Source organism: Shewanella sp. DC2-4 (assembly GCF_013248875.1).
GTDB lineage: Bacteria > Pseudomonadota > Gammaproteobacteria > Enterobacterales > Shewanellaceae > Shewanella > Shewanella oncorhynchi.
In genome coordinates, this window is the sequence record NZ_JABRVR010000002.1 from 862,730 (window position 1) to 881,717 (window position 18,988).

Sequence of the window (18,988 nt, forward strand, 5' to 3'; positions counted from 1 at the left end):
ATTCTAGATTCTAGATTTACTTTATCATGCGCTTGTATTTCAAGCGGTGTGGCTCAACCACATCGGCGCCATAGGTGTTTTTCAACCATGCCGAGTATTCTGTGTAGTTACCTTCGTAGAAGTTCACTTGGCCTTCGTCACGGTAATCCAGAATGTGGGTCGCGATACGGTCGAGGAACCAACGGTCATGCGAAATCACCATAGCGCAACCGGGGAATTCCAGAATCGCTTCTTCCAGTGCGCGCAGGGTTTCAACGTCTAAATCGTTGGTGGGTTCGTCGAGGAGTAATACGTTACCGCCCGCTTGCAGCAGTTTGGCTAAATGCACGCGGTTACGTTCACCACCAGATAAAGTACCGATGACTTTTTGCTGATCGCCACCACGGAAATTGAAGCGGCCTACATAGGCACGGCTCGGGATTTCCATGTTGTTGATACGCATGATGTCTTGACCACCGGAGATTTCTTCCCAAATGGTGTTCTTATCATTCATCGAATCGCGGAACTGCTCAACCGAGGCCAGTTGCACTGTATCACCCAGCTCAATGCTGCCGCTGTCTGGCTTTTCAGCGCCGGATAACATGCGGAACAGGGTCGATTTACCCGCGCCGTTGGCACCGATAATGCCGACGATCGCGCCCTTAGGCACAGAGAACGACAGGTTGTCGATCAATACGCGGTCACCGTAAGATTTGGTCAGGTTATTCACTTCAATAACCTTGTCACCTAAACGTGGTCCTGGCGGAATAAACAGCTCGTTGGTTTCGTTACGTTTTTGGTAATCGTTAGTGTTCAGTTCTTCAAAGCGTGCCATACGGGCTTTGCCTTTAGACTGGCGGCCTTTCGCGCCTTGACGTACCCATTCCAATTCTTTGGCAATGGTCTTTTGGCGAGCGCTTTCGGTAGCCGATTCTTGCTTTAGACGGGCATCTTTCTGCTCAAGCCATGAAGAATAGTTACCTTCCCACGGAATACCTTCACCGCGGTCGAGTTCTAAAATCCAGCCAGCGGCATTGTCGAGGAAGTACCTGTCATGGGTAATCGCGACCACAGTACCAGCATATTCCTGCAGGAAGTGCTCAAGCCACGCCACAGATTCAGCATCCAAGTGGTTGGTTGGTTCGTCCAGTAACAGCATTTCTGGTTTTTCAAGCAGCAAGCGACAAATCGCCACGCGGCGACGTTCACCACCGGATAATACTTCGATTTTCTCATCCCAATCTGGCAGACGCAGGGCGTTGGCGGCGCGCTCAAGGACGTACTCTAAGTTATGGGCATCTTGGGCTTGAATAATGGCTTCGAGTTCGCCTTGCTCTTTTGCAAGGGCGTCGAAATCGGCATCCGGCTCGGCGTAGGCTGCGTAAACGGCATCGAGGCGAGTCAGGGCATTTTTTGCCTCTGCTACCGCTTCTTCAATCGCTTCACGTACGGTTTGATTCGGATCGAGTTTAGGTTCCTGCGGCAGGTAACCGATTTTCAATCCCGGCATTGGGCGCGCTTCGCCTTCAATTTCGGTGTCGATACCCGCCATAATGCGCAGTAGTGTCGACTTACCTGAACCGTTGAGGCCGAGTACGCCAATTTTGGCGCCGGGGAAAAAGCTTAAAGAAATATCTTTAAGGATCTGCTTCTTAGGCGGAACAATTTTACCCACCCGCAGCATGCTGTAAACAAACTGAGCCATTTTTCTCTATCTTAAGTGACTAATGATGCGGCTAATTCTACTCGATTGCGCGCCGAACTCAACTCGACAATGAGCCAAGTTCAAGCACTCTCTGCAGGAATTTCATGTTTCAAATACTGGGATTGTGACCGCGTTCCGAGTAGAATACCGCGCAACCCTACCTATAAGAATTGGCAGCTGGAGTAAGCAATGCTGAAAAAAGATATGAATATCGCAGATTATGATCCGGAACTGTTTAACGCAATTCAGAATGAAACTCTGCGTCAAGAAGAGCATATTGAGCTGATTGCTTCTGAAAACTACACCAGTCCACGCGTGATGGAAGCGCAAGGTTCACAGTTAACCAATAAGTACGCTGAAGGCTATCCAGGCAAGCGTTACTACGGTGGTTGTGAGTATGTGGACGTAGTTGAAACCTTAGCGATTGAACGTGCTAAACAACTGTTTGGCGCAACTTACGCTAACGTACAACCTCATTCAGGTTCACAGGCAAACAGCGCGGTTTACATGGCATTGTTAAAGCCTGGCGATACCGTACTGGGCATGAACTTAGCTCATGGTGGTCACTTGACCCACGGTTCACCGGTTAACTTCTCTGGCAAACTGTACAACATCATTCCTTATGGTATCGACGAGTCTGGCAAAATTGACTACGACGAGATGGAACGTATTGCCTTAGAACACAAGCCTAAGATGATGATCGGCGGTTTCTCTGCCTACTCAGGTATCGTTGATTGGGCAAAAATGCGTGAAATCGCAGACAAAATCGGTGCTTATTTATTTGTCGATATGGCACACGTTGCCGGTCTTATTGCTGCGGGCGTTTATCCAAACCCAGTTCCACACGCACATGTTGTGACATCTACGACCCACAAAACCTTAGCGGGTCCTCGTGGTGGCGTGATCCTGTCAGCTGCTGACGATGAAGACTTGTATAAGAAGTTGAACTCTGCGGTATTCCCTGGTGGTCAAGGTGGTCCATTGATGCACGTTATCGCCGGTAAAGCGGTGGCGTTCAAAGAAGCCCTAGAGCCAGAATTTAAAGTTTACCAACAGCAAGTGGTTAACAACGCTAAAGCTATGGTTGAAGTGTTCCTTGAGCGCGGTTACAAAATCGTCTCTGGCGGAACCAGCAACCACTTAATGCTAGTTGACCTGATTGGTCGTGACTTAACGGGTAAAGAAGCCGATGCCGCCTTAGGTAGCGCTAACATTACTGTGAACAAAAACTCAGTGCCAAACGACCCTCGTTCACCCTTTGTGACCTCAGGTGTGCGTATCGGTACGCCAGCCATTACGCGCCGCGGCTTTAAAGAAGCGGAATCGAAAGAGCTGACTGGCTGGATTTGTGACATCCTTGATGATGCAAGCAATCCTGCTGTGATTGAGCGTGTTAAAGGCCAAGTATTGGCACTTTGCGCACGTTTCCCTGTTTACGGCTAATTTGCCTATGCATCTACGTTTAGTAGATGAATGGCCGAGATTGACCGCCGACTGACTTGATACCTGTCACATCAGGTACTTAGCATCAGGCACTTAACATTAGGTTGTTAAGCTCAGGTAGTTAACCTCAGCCCATAAATAGGATAAAATCCCATGGCCGCATCTTGCGGCCATTTTTATTGGTAAAATCTTAGGCTTAAATCCATTGCGTTTGACTGAGATTTAACAGGTAAACCCATTAACGCTTTACGACCATTCACTGGCAGGAGGCTCAATGCATTGTCCATTTTGTAGCGCGACAGATACTAAAGTCATCGATTCCCGATTAGTGGCAGAAGGCCACCAAGTGCGCCGTCGCCGAGAATGCACCGAATGTCATGAAAGATTTACCACCTTCGAAGGCGCCGAATTAGTCATGCCTAGGGTGATTAAGCGCGATGGTTCACGCCAACCCTTCGATGAAGAAAAACTCCAAGGTGGCATGTTACGCGCCGTTGAAAAACGCCCCGTATCTATGGATGAAATCGAGCAAGCACTCAGCAAAATCAAGTCTACTCTGCGCGCCACTGGCGAGCGGGAAGTGCCGTCAGAAATGGTGGGTAACTTAATGATGGAGCAATTGATGAGCCTAGATAAAGTCGCCTACATACGTTTCGCTTCTGTGTACCGCGCCTTCGAAGACGTGTCTGAATTTGGCGAAGCCATCGCCAAGCTACAAAAGTAGTTATTCGATTTTTGTGGCTAGTCTATCGGTGTTTGGTTGCGCTAGCTTTAAAAGAGGCTTTTGATTAATAGCTTCTGCAAGACAGGTTTTAAAAACAGATTTGCAAGACTGGTGAAAGCCGAAACCTTTAACAACAGGGTTGAACATGAGCTTGAACATAAGTTGGTCCGTACTCGATACCCAAATGATGAGCCGCGCGATTCAATTGGCGCACAAAGGCTTTTACACCACTAGACCCAATCCCAGTGTGGGCTGCGTTATCGTTAAAGATAACCAAATCATTGGTGAAGGTTATCATCAAAAAGCGGGTGAGCCCCACGCCGAAGTGCATGCGCTACGTATGGCTGGCGAACGCGCCCGCGGCGCAACGGCCTATGTCACTTTAGAGCCCTGCAGCCATTATGGCCGCACGCCGCCCTGCGCCTTGGCGCTGATCAATATTGGCGTTAAACGTGTGGTGGTCGCGGTGGAAGATCCTAATCCGCAAGTAGGTGGTCGTGGCATTCAAATGCTGCGTGACGCCGGTATTGAAGTGGATGTGGGATTACATCGCGATGAAGCCTATGCCTTGAATTTAGGCTTTATGAAGCGGATGGAATCGGGTTTACCCAGAGTTACAGTAAAATTGGCTGCGAGTCTCGATGGTAAAACCGCGCTGTCTAACGGTGTGTCTAAATGGATAACCGGTCCAGAATCTCGTCGCGACGTGCAGCGATTACGTTTACGTTCTTGTGCACTGGTCACGGGAATTGAAACCATACTGGCGGACGATCCCTCACTCAATGTGCGTTATCAGGAACTTGGCAGCTTAAAAGACAGTGTAACCGAGGCGCAATTACTGCAGCCATTAAGAGTGATACTTGACAGTCGCGCCCGTTTGCCGTTATCGGCCGCCTGCTTGGCTATCGTATCGCCCATACTCTTGGTCTCGACCGTGGCTTATTCCGCAGAGTTTCAAGCACAATTGCCCTCCCATGTGAGTTGCCTCGTGTTACCTGCAATTGCAGGTCGCGTCTCATTGCCTGAACTATTAAGCTATTTAGGCCAAAGCTGTAATCACGTGCTGGTGGAAGCGGGTGCAACCTTAGCGGGCGCATTTTTAGCGCAGGGGCTGGCCGATGAGTTAGTGCTATATCAAGCGATGAAAATCCTCGGTGGGCATGGGCGTAATCTGCTGCAATTGCCCGATTATCAAACCATGGCACACATTCCTGCACTCACGTTGGTCGATGAGCGCAAAATAGGGCCAGATACCCGTTTAATCTTGAGCGTTAAGCTTGATACTTCTTTATTTAATTAAGTGAGTTAACCATGTTTACTGGGATTATTGAAGCCGTTGGCACCCTGCGCAAACTGGAGCGTAAAGGCGATGATATTCGTCTTACCGTGGCGAGCGGCAAACTGGATTTAAACGATGTACGTCTAGGCGACAGTATTGCTACCAACGGTGTGTGCTTAACGGTTGTGCAGCAATTAGCCGACAGTTATGTGGCTGATGTCTCTGCCGAAACCGTGAGTCTAACCGGCTTTGCTCACTACAAAGTGGGCACTAAGGTGAATCTTGAAAAGGCCGTCACCCCAACCACACGCTTAGGCGGCCACATGGTCAGTGGCCATGTGGACGGTATGGCAACGGTTGAGCAACGCTTAGTGCGTGGTCAAGCCATTGAATTTTGGTTAGCCGCACCCGTAGAGCTTGGGCGTTATATTGCCCATAAAGGTTCCATCACCATTGATGGTGTGAGTCTGACGGTTAACGAAGTGGACGGCAGTCGATTCCGCTTGACCATAGTGCCGCATACCGCAGGGGAAACCACGTTAATCGACCTGCAAGCGGGCGATAAGGTGAATATCGAAGTGGATTTAATCGCCCGTTATCTTGAACGTTTGATGAATTATGATGGCAAAGACAGCAAGAGCGGTGGCGTCACCATGGAAATGTTAGCCCGTGCCGGCTTTGTGCGTTAGTGCACAGGAGCAGATTATTTAACTTAAGCTTATCGGCAGCTTAGGTTATTTAGGTATAGAATTTCATAATAACAGCAAAATCATAAGGTCCTACAATGGCGCTGCACAGTATAGAAGAGATCATCGAAGATATTCGTCAAGGCAAAATGGTTATTTTGATGGATGACGAAGACAGAGAAAACGAAGGTGATTTGATCATGGCGGCCGAAATGGTCACGCCAGAAGCGATTAACTTTATGGCGAAATATGGCCGTGGACTTATTTGCCAGACCATGACTAAAGCCCGTTGCCAGCAGTTAAACTTGCCTTTAATGGTGACGAATAATAACGCCCAGTTCTCGACTAACTTTACGGTTTCTATTGAAGCGGCGGAAGGTGTGACTACCGGTATTTCGGCCCACGATCGCGCTGTAACGGTGAAAGCGGCTGTGGCTAAAGAGGCTAAAGCGTCTGATTTAGTGCAACCAGGGCATATCTTCCCGTTAATGGCACAGGACGGCGGCGTATTAACCCGCGCAGGCCACACTGAAGCTGGCTGTGATTTAGCCCGTCTTGCGGGACTTGAGCCATCGGGCGTTATCGTTGAAATTTTGAACGAAGACGGCACTATGGCACGTCGCCCAGATTTGGAGATTTTCTCCGAGTTGCATGGCATCAAAATCGGCACTATCGCGGCTTTAATCGAGTATCGCAACACCAAAGAAACCACGGTTGTGCGTGAAGCTAAATGCAAATTACCGACCCGTTTCGGTGAGTTCGACATGGTGACCTTCAGAGACACTATCGACAATCAACTGCACTTTGCCTTAGTCAAAGGTGAGGTGAAAGAAGATTGTTTGGTGCGCGTGCATTTGCAAAATACCTTCAACGATTTACTCCACTCAGAGCGCGATCAGCAACGCAGCTGGCCACTCGAAAAGGCGATGGAGCGTATTTCTGCAGAAGGTGGTGTATTGGTTTTACTCGGGAATCAAGAACATCCCTGTGAAATCCTTTCTAAGGTGAAAGCCTTTGAAGCTGAAGATCAAGGCCAAGCGCCTGCTTCTGCAAAATGGCAGGGGACGTCGCGCCGTGTGGGTGTTGGCTCGCAAATTCTCGCCAGCCTTGGCGTGACTAAGATGCGCCTGCTCAGCTCGCCTAAACGCTACCACTCACTTTCAGGCTTTGGCCTTGAAGTGACTGAGTATGTGGCGGACTGAAACCCAAAGTTACACTGAAGTAAAATTAACAATTTCTGATAATTTGCATAGGGCTCTGGGCAATTGGCTGTGATATCATGTCGCCACTTTTCGCCCCGAGCTGGGTGCTTTAGCTAAATTAGGTAAGATAATGAACGTAGTTCAAGGTAATATCGAAGCGAAAAATGCCAAAGTTGCGATTGTAATTTCGCGTTTCAACAGCTTTTTAGTTGAGAGCTTGCTTGAAGGTGCACTTGACACGCTGAAACGTTTTGGCCAAGTCAGCGACGACAATATCACTGTTGTCCGTGTACCAGGTGCGGTTGAGTTGCCGCTAGCTGCGCGTCGCGTAGCTGCCAGTGGTAAATTCGACGGTATTATCGCATTAGGTGCGGTGATCCGTGGTGGTACTCCTCATTTTGATTTTGTTGCAGGCGAATGTAATAAAGGTCTAGCTCAAGTTGCTTTAGAATTTGATCTGCCTGTTGCTTTCGGTGTTTTGACCACTGATACCATTGAACAAGCGATTGAACGTTCAGGTACCAAAGCGGGTAACAAAGGCGGCGAAGCTGCTCTAAGCCTGCTTGAAATGGTCAATGTTCTGCAAGAACTTGAACAACAGTTGTTATAGTAGGAAAAATAATGAAGCCTTCTGAGCGCCGCAAGGCCCGCCGTTTAGCCGTTCAAGCCATCTATTCATGGCAACTAAGCGGGAATAATATTGCCGATGTCGAGCATGAGTTTTTAACTGAACAAAGTCTCGACGGTGTTGATGTAGCTTATTTTCGTGAGCTATTTTCAGGCGTTGCAACGAAGAAAACCCAATTGGATGAGCTGATCATCCCGCATCTGGAACGCCCGATTGATGAAGTGTCTCCAGTAGAGAAAGCCATAGTTCGTTTAGCGACCTATGAGCTGACTTTCCGTAAAGATGTGCCATACAAGGTCGCGATTAACGAAGCGATTGAGTTGGCAAAAGCTTTCGGTGCGGACGAGAGTCATAAGTTTGTGAACGGACTGCTCGACAAACTGGTTGCACGCAAGTAATAAAGACAAACGGTATCTTAGGATACCGTTTTTCATTGCTAACAAAGGTGGCCGATGTAAGTCGTGCCAAACTGTACAGTGAAAGAATTCCAATTAATTGAATGTTATTTTAGCAACCGCGGCCCCACTCGCCGTGATGTGAAGCTTGGCATCGGTGACGATTGCGCTTTAGTGCAACCCGCAGAAAACAAGTCGATCGCTATCTCCTGTGACACCTTAGTCGAAAATGTCCATTTCTTCCCCGATATGCCTCCCGCTGCCTTAGGTTACAAAGCTTTAGCGGTAAATTTATCTGATCTGGCTGCCATGGGCGCTGAACCCGCGTGGATGACGCTTGCCTTAACGCTACCCGAAGTCGATGAGACTTGGCTCAGTGGTTTTAGTGAAGGCTTGTTTGAAGCGGCCGATTACTATGGCATCGCCTTAATTGGCGGCGATACGACTCGTGGTCCACGGGCGATTAGCATCACAGTGCACGGCCAAGTCCCACAGGGTAAGGCACTCACGCGTCATGGTGCTAAAGCGGGTGATTGGATTTATGTCACGGGCACGCTCGGAGATTCGGCCTTAGGTCTGGATATCATTCGCGGCGCGCAACAGGCTAGAGCCGAGCATAAAGAATTCCTGATCAATCGCCATTATCGTCCAACACCAAGAGTCTTAGCGGGCCAAGCTTTACGTTCGCTTGCCTCCAGTGCTATCGACCTTTCCGACGGGTTTATCTCGGATATCGGTCATGTGCTTAAGGCTTCGGCAGTTGGTGCGGTTGTCGATGTTAATTGCATCCCGCTTTCACGGGCGATGCAAGATACCGTCAGCGAGGAGCATGCCTTAGGTTATGCGCTTACGGGGGGCGAAGATTATGAACTGCTGTTCACCGTTCCTGAAGCGCAAAAAGGTGCGCTTGAGACAGCGTTGAGCCATGCAGGAGCAAAGTTTGTTCGCGTTGGACAAATTTGTGCAGGCAGTAAGCTCAAGTTGCTACTCAATGGTGAGCCGTTTACACCACCGTATCACGGTTTCGAGCACTTTTAAGCGAAGAGCATGTTAATGAAATGGTTGTCAAAGGATCAGGTGCTAACGCGCCTGTCATTAAAAAATCCTGTCCACTTTTTGGCACTCGGTTTTGGTAGCGGACTCGCCGCTAAAGCGCCTGGTACTTTCGGTACCTTAGCAGCCATTCCCCTCTATTTATTGATGGCGCCATTACCGCTCACTTGGTATATCGGCTTAACCTTATTGAGCGCATTTGCGGGATTTTATATCTGCGGTAAAGCCGCTCAAGATATGGGGGTACACGATCACGGTGCGATTGTGTGGGATGAAGTGGTTGGGCTACTGATCACTATGATAGCGGCACCAGCAGGTTGGGGTTGGTTGTTAGTCGGCTTTGGTCTATTTCGCTTTTTCGACATCATCAAACCTTGGCCTATTCGATGGCTCGATGCCAAAGTTCATGGTGGTTTTGGCATTATGATTGACGATGTGTTAGCGGGCGTGTTTTCGTTTATTTGTCTGCAAGGGCTAGTCTGGTGTTTTAGCTAACATTATCGCTAACCCGACATGTTAGTTAGCATGGCCAACAACTAACCCTTAGTTTTTGATATAGCCCCTTAGCTTGTGATATAGAGTGTGTAGATTCAAGCGTTTAGCGACCTCATTCGTTATCTGATCCATACTACTATTGCAGCAGTTCCCTTGCGTTCGCGAGGGTATTGCTGGTGATAGTATCGCCACCTAACAGTCTTGCAAGCTCTTGGATACGCTGCTCACGATCGAGCGATTTCATTGTGGTCTCAGTACTGCCTGCCTTATTAAATTTATCGACAAACATGTGTTGATGACCATTGCCCGCAACTTGCGGCAAGTGAGTCACGCACAGTACTTGGGTCGATTCCCCTAAGCTGCGTAACATGCGGCCCACTACTGCTGCGGTGGGGCCGGAAATCCCGACATCCACCTCATCGAAAATTAATGTCGGTGTGGCAACTTTCTTCGCGGTAATCACTTGGATCCCTAGCCCTATCCGTGAGAGCTCACCGCCAGACGCGACTTTCGAAATCGGTTGCAAAGGTTGGCCAGGGTTAGTGGTTACCATAAATTCGATATTGTCACTGCCATTGGCTGACATTTGCTCGGGGTGGAAATTGACTTCGATCGTAAATTTACCCTTAGGCATATTCAGTTCGTGGATTGACTGAGTCACCAGTTTGTCGAGTTCTTTAGCATAGCGGGCTCGGCTTTGGCTGAGCTTTTGCGCATTGCTAAGATAAGCGGCTCTACTTGCCTCGACTTGAAGCTGAATTTCTTCAAGTTTACTTTCATCACTGTCTAAGGTGCTTAGCTCAGCCTTTAATGCTAAATGATGCTCGGCCAGTTTATTCGGGCTAACATGATGCTTACGCGCCAGTTGCATGGCTTTTGATAGCCGTTCTTCTAAATAGGCAAAATGGGTCGGATCGAGTTCAAGCTTACTCAAATAGTGCTGCAATTCGCCGGCACTTTCTTGCACTTGGATTAAGGCATCATTGAGCATAGTGTTGATATTGCTTAATGCAGGATCGTAGCTTTGCAGATCTTCGGCGAGGGAAACGACTCGATTGAGCAGCGACTCTATATTGTTCTCTTCGCCCTCTGTGAGTAACTCTAAGCTCGCCTGACAGGTATCAATCAACTCAGTGCCATTGGCCAGACGTTTGTGCTCTTGCTCAATCTCATCGAACTCATCAACTTTAAGATCAAACTCATCGAGTTCTTCTACTTGATATTGTACTAATTGCTTACGGGCAATACGTTCATGCTGGGAGGCTTCGAGTTGCTTTAGATCGGCCTCAATTTGCTTGCAGCGTTGAAAGCTAGCGGCAACCGTATCGATAAGCAATCTGTGGTTGGCATAACTGTCGAGCAGGGTGAGTTGATGTTCACTTTTTAACATTGCATGGTGGGCATGTTGGCCGTGAATACCAATAAGCAACTGACCCAGTAATTTTAGCTGCGTCAGCGGCACTGGATTACCATTGATGTAGGCGCGTGAACGGCCATCGCTACCAATAGTCCGACGTAGAATGCACTCATCATCGAGTTCAAGATCGTTATCTTCTAACCAACGTTTTGCCAGTGGAATATCATCCAAGGAAAAGCGGGCGCTGACCTCGGTTTTATTGGCTCCGGGACGAACACTGCTGGCATCGGCGCGATTGCCTAGGCATAGGCCTAGCGCATCGATGGCAATCGATTTACCCGCACCGGTTTCACCTGTGATGCTGGTCATACCGGGGCGAAAATCCAGTTCTAAAAAACGGACGATAGCGAAGTTATTAATGCTGAGTTGGCAAAGCATAGTGAATTCCTGTCGAAAAACATACCAAACCACTGTATTGATAAACAGTATATACTGATTTTATATACAGTAAAGTGGCTTGGGTAAATAATCAGCATTATCGGTAGTAAATATTTTTAATTAACTGATTATGCATAGATTCTTACTAAGCTTTCTAAGATAGGCAAACTGAAGAAAGTGACTAAGGTACCAAATAGAATACCCTGAGCACTGGTAGAAGCCTGAGTGTTATAACGCTGGGCAAGTAAGTACACGCTAGCCGCGGTGGGCAGTGCGCTCAAGATCACGCCCATGATCAGGTAGTCACCACTTACGCCAAAACGGTTAAGCATAAAGTAGACGAGTGCCGGTTGGATAGCCAGCTTGAAGAGGTTGATAAGGCTCAATTCGATAAAATTCTTGGGGCTAAATACGCTGCTATCTTTCTGGTAGCGCATTGCTTTGGCGAGTACCATGCCGATAGCAAATAGGGCGCAGGGGCTTGAGGTATTGCCTATTTGCTGGATCATTAGCGCCAGCCCTGACGGCAGTTTTATCTCTAGCGCCGAAATGCCGACGCCAATTAAGCTACCAATAACGATAGGGTTTTTACCTACCGCCATCGCCATTATGACTAAGGCGTGGTGTTGTCTTTGGGTGTTAGTGGCCAGTTCCATCGAGACTAAGGCGACGGCAAACATCAGCACGGATAATAAGCTGGCAATCGCGGCGGCGACTAAGGCACTTTGCTGCTGCGGAAAGAGGATGATGAGCAGTGGAATACCAATAAATGCCGTATTACCAAAGGTGGCATTGAGGGCTCGAATAGCGGCAACCGCATGCTGTTTAGGGTTAGCGATCAGCGATAGCCCAAGGCAGACAAGATAAGTGATTACCATAGCTGTGCTGTAGCCCGCAATAAATCCCCATTGCAAAATCTCGCCAATCGGCTGCTGCGCGAGGGCGATAAGCATGATTGCAGGGAACGCAATGTAGTAGACATATTGGTTCAGCACTTGATCCGTATCGACGGGCAAGAGTTTTAGTTTTTGCACAAGTGTGCCGAGCAACATGATCCCGAAGACGGCAAACAGAGGGGTTAAAATGGTCATTTCCCTCACTCATCCTTACGATTAAATTTGAATAAACTCGCCCACCGTCGTCATTTTACAGTCGCTATGATTTTTGGTGGGCAGAGTTACAGCACTTGATTCTTTTTATGTCACTTTAGAGCCAGATTTAGCGCCAGCGCAGTAAAACTCGCCACAAAATAACATACCATTTCAATCTAAGGCTATTGCGCTATGGTCGTATAAGTGAATAATTCAATGTTTAAAACACAATCACTTAGTGAATTTAGCGTTTTAACGTCAATACCCAATATGTGAAATTAGGATATGCAATGAGTGATGATTTAGGCGCTGAACTACAACTTGTCTATCTTTTTGTGCATTTAGTCAATGCGGGCAGTTTTTCGCAGGCGGCGAAGGAGCTTGATATGCCCATTGCCACAGTGAGCCGCAAGTTAGCGAAGTTGGAAGAGAAGCTCGATAAACAGCTTTTTATGCGCAGCACCCGCAAGTTACGATTGACGGAGGAAGGACTGGCGCTCTTTCAACGCTATCAGAGTGTGGTTGCTCAATTCGATGAGCTGAGTGGGTTAGGCAGCGATAAACCCGAGGGTACCCTGCGCATCGCCGCGCCGATTTCGATTATTTCCATCGTGTTTATTCAAGCATTGAATGAATTTGGCCGCCTGTATCCCGATATCCGTTTACACATTTCCCAGAGCAATGAGTTAGTCGATTTGATCGACAAAGGCATAGATGTGGCGATTGTTGGCGGGGCTCAGCCTGATTCTTCTTGGGTGTCGAGTACCTTAGGCGAGCTCGACTATTGCCTGTTTGCCACGCCAGAATATTTGGCTCAGGCACCTAAACTTGAGCATCCCGATGATCTTGAAGCCCATCAACTGATAAAAGTCTGGCCGCTGTTTAATTGGCATTTAAAGCATCCAAGCGGCGAGTCTTTTTATTTTAATGGCCCGACTAAGCTCACCCTCACGGATTTACACGGAGCGATTCAGGCGACCTTAGGCCATGGTGGGATCTTGTATGGTCCTGAACTATTTGTAAAACAGCAGATTAAAGAGGGAAAACTTAAAGTATTATTGCCAGAATGGATTGGCGAACAGAGGCGAATTTCGATTTTATATCATCAGCGCAGCCAGCAGCCGCTAAAGGTAAGAGTCTTTATTGAGTTTATGCAGTCAAAGGCGCCAGAGTTATTCTCTATGCGTTGATTTAACCGAGTTATTCTTTAATAAGGGAACTGATTTTTAGCGTCTTTTAGGTTTTACCGTGTTTTTGCTCATGGTGTTTTGCGTTTGTTTTGCGTCTTGCAGGCTGGAGCGTGTCGCGGGCAGTATGCCGAGTTCTAAGAAGTATCCCACTAAACGCCGCAGTTCGAATAAAGAACCGATACGCTGTTGATCTTTGATGGTCAGTTTCCAACTGTCGGTTCGTCCTTCGCTATTGGTTAAGATAAATCCTTGATAAACAATCTTTCTCATTGGAATAACTCAATCTTTATTGATGCTATTTATAGCAACTGGATATCTTTGACGGGATTCGTTGGTGAGGGTGTAAAACGATGATCCCTTTCTTATTCTGTATGGATAATAGGTGCTTGAGTAACCCCAAGCACCTCATCAGTTAAGCGACGCTGATACCGATATTTGATACGCCAGCTTCGATAATATCTTTGCGTAAACCCTTGACCAGTTCTGCAGTGATCTTCGGATTTTCTTCAATAATTTCCAGCAGAGAATTTTGTAATTCTTTCTCTTCTTCCATGACTTCATGGGCGAAAACGAAATCATCTAATGCTTCATCCACCAAATCGACATCGCTGATCGCTTCGATGTAGTTAGCCACTGTGCTGGATGACAATTTGCTGATATTGACTATGTCTTCTTCAATTTTGCCTTGAATTGCACCTAGTAAGGTCGATATTGCGACCACTGCATCCATAGCAGGATAGACGCCATAGGCTTCAAAATCAGCAGGATCTGGGGTGTTATCTTCCAAGCGTTGCAGATGCACATCGACATTGAATTTCAGCTTGGAGTCGTACTGGGATTGCCACAATAGTTCTAATGCGGTACTCAACACAGTAGGATCGCCAAACTCACAGACTTCGGAAAACAGTTGATAGTTGGGCAACATACGTTGGCAAAGTGCAGTGGCAAAGAGTTGTTTTTGTGGCAGTGTTAACGCCTTGAGACGTTTAAAGAAGCCCGTTTTTTTGGTCATCTGTTATTTCCGCTGATAGCTGTGATATCACTTGATTTGCCGCAGATTCTACCTTAGTTAACTCATCAAGTAACTCTAGTATTTCGGGTTCGAGATCTTCAACCGATGTTTCACGTTTTAGCGCCGATTCAATTTCTTGGCATAATCTTTGGGTTGTTGGCACGCCGCAGTAGCAGCTCGCACCATGCAGCTTATGGATAGTACTGAGCATGACTGGGTGATCGTTTTGACTTAGCGCCGTTTGAATCGTCGCCACGGTTTGCGGCAATGAGTCGAGTAACATTCTGAGCATATCTAAGGCGAGATCGGCCTTGTGATTGGCTTGGGTTAAGCATAAATCCCAGTTCAGCGTATGCAGGTCAAAATGGGTGAACTTAGGTCGAGTGATCCAGCGATGAATAATGTCTTTGAGCGCCGCTTCATCAATAGGTTTAGGCAAATATCCGTCCATACCACTGCTTAAAATCAGTTCGCGTTCTTCGGCAATGGCATGGGCTGTCACGGCAATTATCGGCGTGTTGCGGTTCATCGAGCCTTGGCGAATTTGCTTCGTGGCGCTAATGCCATCTGTGCCAGGCATTTGGATATCCATAAAAATCAAGTCGAAGGTGCGAGTCTTCGCCTGTTTAACTGCTTCATCACCACTGTTGACGGCAACCACAGTCGTCACTAATTCGCTGAGTAAAGTATCAATCAGTTTTAAGTTGGCAAAGTTATCATCTACCGCTAGCACAGTTAAAGATTGGCGCGCTACCGGCGTGGATATTGTCGCAGGGGCTATGATGTCGTACTCCATCGGTGGATAGAGTAAGTTGCGCGCAAGCTGATGCTCACTGACTGGCAGAGACAACACCACATCGGCATTCGGGCGAATAAATTGGGTTAAGGCATCCTGTTCTTGGCAATCGTATAGCACGATAAGGCAATCTGTTTTGGTCTTCGCTAAGTTTAGTGTACTTACCAGTTGTGCTGAATCGCTAAACCCATGGCAACTCAGGAGAACATAGTCGTATGGCGCTTCAGCCGTGGTGAGCGTAGTCAACAAGCTTGGAATATGCTGATGATGGGTGACTTTTGTATCCCATTGATTCAATTGGCGGCTTAATACTGCGTGGGTGAGTACTCGCGGTTCGTAAAACAGTATGGTTTTGTCTTTGAGTTTTTCGAGCGGCAGTGAGTCACCGATTTGGAATTGACCTAAGCCGAGCGGCAAACTGAACCAGAAGTTTGAGCCTTTTTCTGGGGATGAAGTAAAGCCGATTTGGCCGCCCATTTGATTCACTAAACGCTTAGTGATCACTAAACCTAAGCCGGTGCCACCAAAGCGACGCGAAATCGACGAGTCTGCTTGGCCAAAGGCTTGGAATAAAAAGTCCTGCTGACTTTCATCTATACCAATACCAGTGTCGACCACATCACAGCGCAGTACCACTTGTTCATCCGACTGGCTCTGCAGTTCGATTTTGACCATCACGCTGCCAGAGTCAGTGAATTTAATCGCGTTACCAACCAAGTTATTGATGATTTGGCATACGCGCATGGCATCGCCATTGACATTGTCGGGCACGTTGGGGGCGATATCGACGACGAGTTCTAGGCCTTTGGCCTGGGCGCTGCCGGAGATCAAGGTAATCGTATCGCTTATGGTTTCCCTAAGGCCGAAGGGCATGTTTTCTAACACCATTTTACCGGCTTCGAGTTTAGAAAAATCGAGAATGTCATTGATGATACCCAGCAGGTTAGTGGCACTGCGTTCTATGGTCTTGATGTAATCGACTTGGCTCGAATGCAATGGTGTTTTGACTAATTGCCGCGCAAAACCGATAACACCATTGAGTGGCGTACGTAACTCGTGGGACATATTCGCTAAGAATTCAGATTTAATTCGGCTGGCTTCTAGGGCGCGTTTTTTAGCTAAATCCAGCTCGACGTTTTGGATTTCAATCTGCTCTAAGGTTTCCCGCAGATCCGACGTAGCTTGGTCGATATTTTGCTGCATCTCATCATGGTATTCCGATAGCGACCCCGCCATGGCATTGATACCGCGTTTGAGTAAGTCCAGCTCACCAATCAAGTTGCCATCTAAGCGGGCGTCTAATTTACCTTCACGGATTTTAGCGACGACGCGCACCATTTCAGTAATGGGCTGAGTGACGTTTTTCACTAGCCGGAAAGTAAATAGCAGGTTTAACTGCACGCCGATCAACACGATAATAAAGGCGGCGACTGCGGCTCTATGCTGCTCTAACAAGGCGCGTTCTTTATTGATTATTATCGAGATATAACCTAAAAGATGACCATCGTCTGTCTGGATATCGTAATTAGCAGGGAGCAGCAATGGGGCCTGTGGCAAAAATGGGCGTCCGTAAAATAAGGCTGTCGTCCACATGTTCAATTTCGGTTTTATGCAGCGTGTTGAGGGCTTCTTTGTAGCGCATAATCTCAAAGTCTTTGTGATAGTGGGAGGTCACAAAGAGTTGATTATTGGCATCGAAAATCGCGATGGATTTTACTAAGGTGGATTTGTTGAGCTGTGCCGCCGCGAGTAAGCGTTTGGTCGCCTCGCGATCATTCGCCACTAAGCCGATCTCACTGGCAATCGACAGGGGCTCGATAATATTGCTGCCCTGTTCGACGAGCGTATCTTCGAGCTCATAAAAACGGTTTATGGTAAAGTAGCTGCCCAGAAGGATACCGACCAAGATTGTTGGCGCGAGCGCCAGCACAAGAACCCAAGAACGTAGGCTGTATTTGGTCATGTTGTTGACAGGGTTCATAGCAGCGGCGGTGTTTCCTGTGACAGAGACTAAGATAATTTTATAAGACTGCCAGAAAGAGGGCGGTCTTTGCCAGTATTTTATTGATTTAGAGGCCGAAATGGCGCAATTTTTTAAAGCAAAACCAAATAGTTCCAAACAGTTGTCGGCTAAGTTATCGCTGAGCGTAGAACAGCTCGATCACTTAGGTGCTGGTATAGCACAACATCAAGGTAAAGTCGTGTTTATCCCTGGCGCTTTGCCCGATGAAACCGTGACGGTACAGCTCACCGAGCAAAAGAAAAATTATGCCCGTGCCAAGTTGATTAAAGTCGATTCATCAAGTCCTGAGCGCGTTGAGCCTGAGTGTCCACACTACCACACCTGCGGCGGCTGCGACTTACAGCATATGTCATTATCGGGTCAGCGTGAGCATAAAGAAGCCGCGTTGCTGGATATTATGGCTAAGTTTGCTGGCACTGAAGGCGGTGCTTTATCGCCTGCACTCACGGGGGAAGGTTGGCATTATCGTCGCCGCGCCCGTCTTGCAACTTTATTTGATAAAAATACCAAGCACTTAAGTTTAGGCTTTCGCGCCGCCAGTAGCAGCAATGTGGTGCCAATCAGTCAGTGTCTGGTGTTAGCTAAGCCATTATCGGACTTGATCGTCCCCTTTGCTAAGTTGCTGAACCAATTGTCAGCTAAAGCCAGCTTAGGTCATCTTGAGTTAATTGCCGCCGATAATGGTCACTTTGCCGTGCTGCGTATCACTAAGGCGTTAAACGATAAAGATCTCGCTAAGTTGTCCGCCTTTGCTGAGCTGCATCAGATCCATATTTGTCTGCAGGATAACGAAGGCCAATTCCAAGGCGTCGGCGCTGAGTTAGTGTTACCTGTTTATCAACTGTTAGATGAAAATGCGCAGTTGGATGCGGTGAGCTTAAGTTTCACCCCAGGTAACTTTGTGCAAGTGAACGGACAGATTAACAAGGCCATGGTCGCTCAAGCGATGGATTGGTTAGCGCCAGCACCTGATGAGCGCATTTTGGATTTGTTCTGCGGCATGGGTAATTTCAGTTTGCCCTTAGCGAAAATGGGCGCGGATGTGATTGGCGTCGAAGGGGTTGCCGAAATGGTGACTCAGGCACGGGTGAACGCGAAAGCTAACAATCTGGATAAACTGACCTTTTACCACGGCGATTTAAGTGCGGATTTATCCCTTGAGCCTTGGATGGGCAAGATTGATAAATTACTGCTTGATCCCGCTCGTGCGGGGGCATTTGAAAGCTTGCAATGGCTAAAGAAAATGAAGCCGCGCAAAGTCGTGTATGTATCTTGTAATCCTGCGAGCTTGGCTCGCGATAGCGCTGTACTGTTAGAGCGCGGTTACCGATTACAGCAATTGGGACTTATCGACATGTTCCCACAAACACACCATATCGAAGCCATGGCACTGTTTGAATTAACCAAGTAATTTGCGCTGGCAAAGTAAGCAAAGCGTTTGAATAACGTAAAAAATGTGATTATTACGTCGGTTGGGTTTGACAAGTTCGCG

General features: G+C 47.7%; 16 protein-coding genes and 1 pseudogene. 11 read left to right on the forward strand and 6 right to left on the reverse strand.

Features of this window, described 5'->3' with window-relative positions; all coding sequences use genetic code 11:
• Positions 1–16: 16 nt before the first annotated feature.
• Entirely contained in the window at positions 17–1,684 is a 1,668-nt protein-coding gene (gene ettA, locus HQQ92_RS04455) for an energy-dependent translational throttle protein EttA (RefSeq protein WP_028761391.1), read from the reverse strand.
• A gap of 189 nt (positions 1,685–1,873) precedes the next feature.
• Here ettA and glyA point away from each other — a divergent pair, with 189 nt between their 5' ends.
• From glyA to HQQ92_RS04500, 9 genes are all read left to right on the forward strand, one after another.
• Complete coding sequence (glyA, locus tag HQQ92_RS04460; protein WP_105251747.1) at positions 1,874–3,127, forward strand: serine hydroxymethyltransferase; 1,254 nt, start codon at positions 1,874–1,876, stop codon at positions 3,125–3,127.
• Between the two features lie 274 nt (positions 3,128–3,401).
• Positions 3,402–3,851 (forward strand): transcriptional regulator NrdR, encoded by a 450-nt coding sequence (nrdR, locus tag HQQ92_RS04465; RefSeq protein WP_006082643.1) that lies wholly within the window; start codon positions 3,402–3,404, stop codon positions 3,849–3,851.
• Between the two features lie 145 nt (positions 3,852–3,996).
• Complete coding sequence (gene ribD / locus HQQ92_RS04470; protein ID WP_173243468.1) at positions 3,997–5,151, forward strand: bifunctional diaminohydroxyphosphoribosylaminopyrimidine deaminase/5-amino-6-(5-phosphoribosylamino)uracil reductase RibD; 1,155 nt, start codon at positions 3,997–3,999, stop codon at positions 5,149–5,151.
• Between the two features lie 11 nt (positions 5,152–5,162).
• The gene (locus tag HQQ92_RS04475) at positions 5,163–5,819 is read left to right on the forward strand and encodes a riboflavin synthase (protein ID WP_028761389.1); all 657 of its coding nucleotides are present in this window, start codon (positions 5,163–5,165) and stop codon (positions 5,817–5,819) included.
• 95 nt (positions 5,820–5,914) lie between these two features.
• Entirely contained in the window at positions 5,915–7,018 is a 1,104-nt protein-coding gene (gene ribBA / locus HQQ92_RS04480; protein ID WP_028761388.1) for a bifunctional 3,4-dihydroxy-2-butanone-4-phosphate synthase/GTP cyclohydrolase II, read from the forward strand.
• A 130-nt stretch (positions 7,019–7,148) separates the two neighbouring features.
• Positions 7,149–7,628, forward strand: a complete 480-nt coding sequence (ribE, locus tag HQQ92_RS04485) for a 6,7-dimethyl-8-ribityllumazine synthase (protein WP_006082639.1) — start codon at positions 7,149–7,151, stop codon at positions 7,626–7,628.
• Positions 7,629–7,639: 11 nt separating this feature from the next.
• Positions 7,640–8,044 carry a transcription antitermination factor NusB gene (nusB, locus tag HQQ92_RS04490; protein ID WP_006082638.1) on the forward strand — a complete coding sequence of 135 codons (405 nt, stop codon included), beginning with the start codon at positions 7,640–7,642 and terminating at the stop codon, positions 8,042–8,044.
• Positions 8,045–8,122: 78 nt separating this feature from the next.
• Positions 8,123–9,079: a thiamine-phosphate kinase gene (thiL, locus tag HQQ92_RS04495; RefSeq protein WP_309247084.1), complete on the forward strand. Its 957-nt coding sequence runs from the start codon at positions 8,123–8,125 to the stop codon at positions 9,077–9,079.
• A 15-nt stretch (positions 9,080–9,094) separates the two neighbouring features.
• A complete protein-coding gene (locus HQQ92_RS04500; protein WP_028761385.1) occupies positions 9,095–9,589 on the forward strand; it encodes a phosphatidylglycerophosphatase A in 495 nt (164 codons plus the stop codon).
• Between the two features lie 136 nt (positions 9,590–9,725).
• Here HQQ92_RS04500 and recN read toward each other — a convergent pair whose 3' ends face one another.
• Together recN and HQQ92_RS04510 are read right to left on the reverse strand one after the other, a co-directional pair.
• Positions 9,726–11,384, reverse strand: a complete 1,659-nt coding sequence (gene recN, locus HQQ92_RS04505; protein ID WP_028761384.1) for a DNA repair protein RecN — start codon at positions 11,382–11,384, stop codon at positions 9,726–9,728.
• 128 nt (positions 11,385–11,512) lie between these two features.
• Positions 11,513–12,475: an AEC family transporter gene (locus HQQ92_RS04510; RefSeq protein ID WP_028761383.1), complete on the reverse strand. Its 963-nt coding sequence runs from the start codon at positions 12,473–12,475 to the stop codon at positions 11,513–11,515.
• 290 nt (positions 12,476–12,765) lie between these two features.
• On the opposite strand from HQQ92_RS04510, the gene lldR reads away from it, so the two are divergent.
• The gene (gene lldR / locus HQQ92_RS04515; protein WP_105251752.1) at positions 12,766–13,665 is read left to right on the forward strand and encodes a LysR family transcriptional regulator LldR; all 900 of its coding nucleotides are present in this window, start codon (positions 12,766–12,768) and stop codon (positions 13,663–13,665) included.
• Positions 13,666–13,701: 36 nt separating this feature from the next.
• Here lldR and HQQ92_RS04520 read toward each other — a convergent pair whose 3' ends face one another.
• From HQQ92_RS04520 to barA, 3 genes and pseudogenes are all read right to left on the reverse strand, one after another.
• A complete protein-coding gene (locus HQQ92_RS04520) occupies positions 13,702–13,935 on the reverse strand; it encodes a DUF3319 domain-containing protein (protein WP_131523583.1) in 234 nt (77 codons plus the stop codon).
• 142 nt (positions 13,936–14,077) lie between these two features.
• Positions 14,078–14,677, reverse strand: coding sequence for a YjaG family protein (locus HQQ92_RS04525; RefSeq protein WP_028761381.1), 600 nt, complete (start codon positions 14,675–14,677; stop codon positions 14,078–14,080).
• Positions 14,652–17,454, reverse strand: a pseudogene (gene barA, locus HQQ92_RS04530) (two-component sensor histidine kinase BarA). The gene HQQ92_RS04525 and the pseudogene barA overlap by 26 nt, the downstream one beginning before the upstream one ends.
• Before the next feature lie 100 nt (positions 17,455–17,554).
• On the opposite strand from barA, the gene rlmD reads away from it, so the two are divergent.
• Positions 17,555–18,907, forward strand: a complete 1,353-nt coding sequence (gene rlmD, locus HQQ92_RS04535; protein WP_173243474.1) for a 23S rRNA (uracil(1939)-C(5))-methyltransferase RlmD — start codon at positions 17,555–17,557, stop codon at positions 18,905–18,907.
• Positions 18,908–18,988 lie beyond the last annotated feature (81 nt).

Coding starts and splice junctions, on each gene's coding strand:
- ettA (WP_028761391.1), bottom strand. CDS start 1,684: ATGGCTCAGTTTGTTTACAGCATGCTGCGGGTGGGTAAAATTGTTCCG.
- glyA (WP_105251747.1), top strand. CDS start 1,874: ATGCTGAAAAAAGATATGAATATCGCAGATTATGATCCGGAACTGTTT.
- nrdR (WP_006082643.1), top strand. CDS start 3,402: ATGCATTGTCCATTTTGTAGCGCGACAGATACTAAAGTCATCGATTCC.
- ribD (WP_173243468.1), top strand. CDS start 3,997: ATGAGCTTGAACATAAGTTGGTCCGTACTCGATACCCAAATGATGAGC.
- HQQ92_RS04475 (WP_028761389.1), top strand. CDS start 5,163: ATGTTTACTGGGATTATTGAAGCCGTTGGCACCCTGCGCAAACTGGAG.
- ribBA (WP_028761388.1), top strand. CDS start 5,915: ATGGCGCTGCACAGTATAGAAGAGATCATCGAAGATATTCGTCAAGGC.
- ribE (WP_006082639.1), top strand. CDS start 7,149: ATGAACGTAGTTCAAGGTAATATCGAAGCGAAAAATGCCAAAGTTGCG.
- nusB (WP_006082638.1), top strand. CDS start 7,640: ATGAAGCCTTCTGAGCGCCGCAAGGCCCGCCGTTTAGCCGTTCAAGCC.
- HQQ92_RS04500 (WP_028761385.1), top strand. CDS start 9,095: ATGAAATGGTTGTCAAAGGATCAGGTGCTAACGCGCCTGTCATTAAAA.
- recN (WP_028761384.1), bottom strand. CDS start 11,384: ATGCTTTGCCAACTCAGCATTAATAACTTCGCTATCGTCCGTTTTTTA.
- HQQ92_RS04510 (WP_028761383.1), bottom strand. CDS start 12,475: ATGACCATTTTAACCCCTCTGTTTGCCGTCTTCGGGATCATGTTGCTC.
- lldR (WP_105251752.1), top strand. CDS start 12,766: ATGAGTGATGATTTAGGCGCTGAACTACAACTTGTCTATCTTTTTGTG.
- HQQ92_RS04520 (WP_131523583.1), bottom strand. CDS start 13,935: ATGAGAAAGATTGTTTATCAAGGATTTATCTTAACCAATAGCGAAGGA.
- HQQ92_RS04525 (WP_028761381.1), bottom strand. CDS start 14,677: ATGACCAAAAAAACGGGCTTCTTTAAACGTCTCAAGGCGTTAACACTG.
- rlmD (WP_173243474.1), top strand. CDS start 17,555: ATGGCGCAATTTTTTAAAGCAAAACCAAATAGTTCCAAACAGTTGTCG.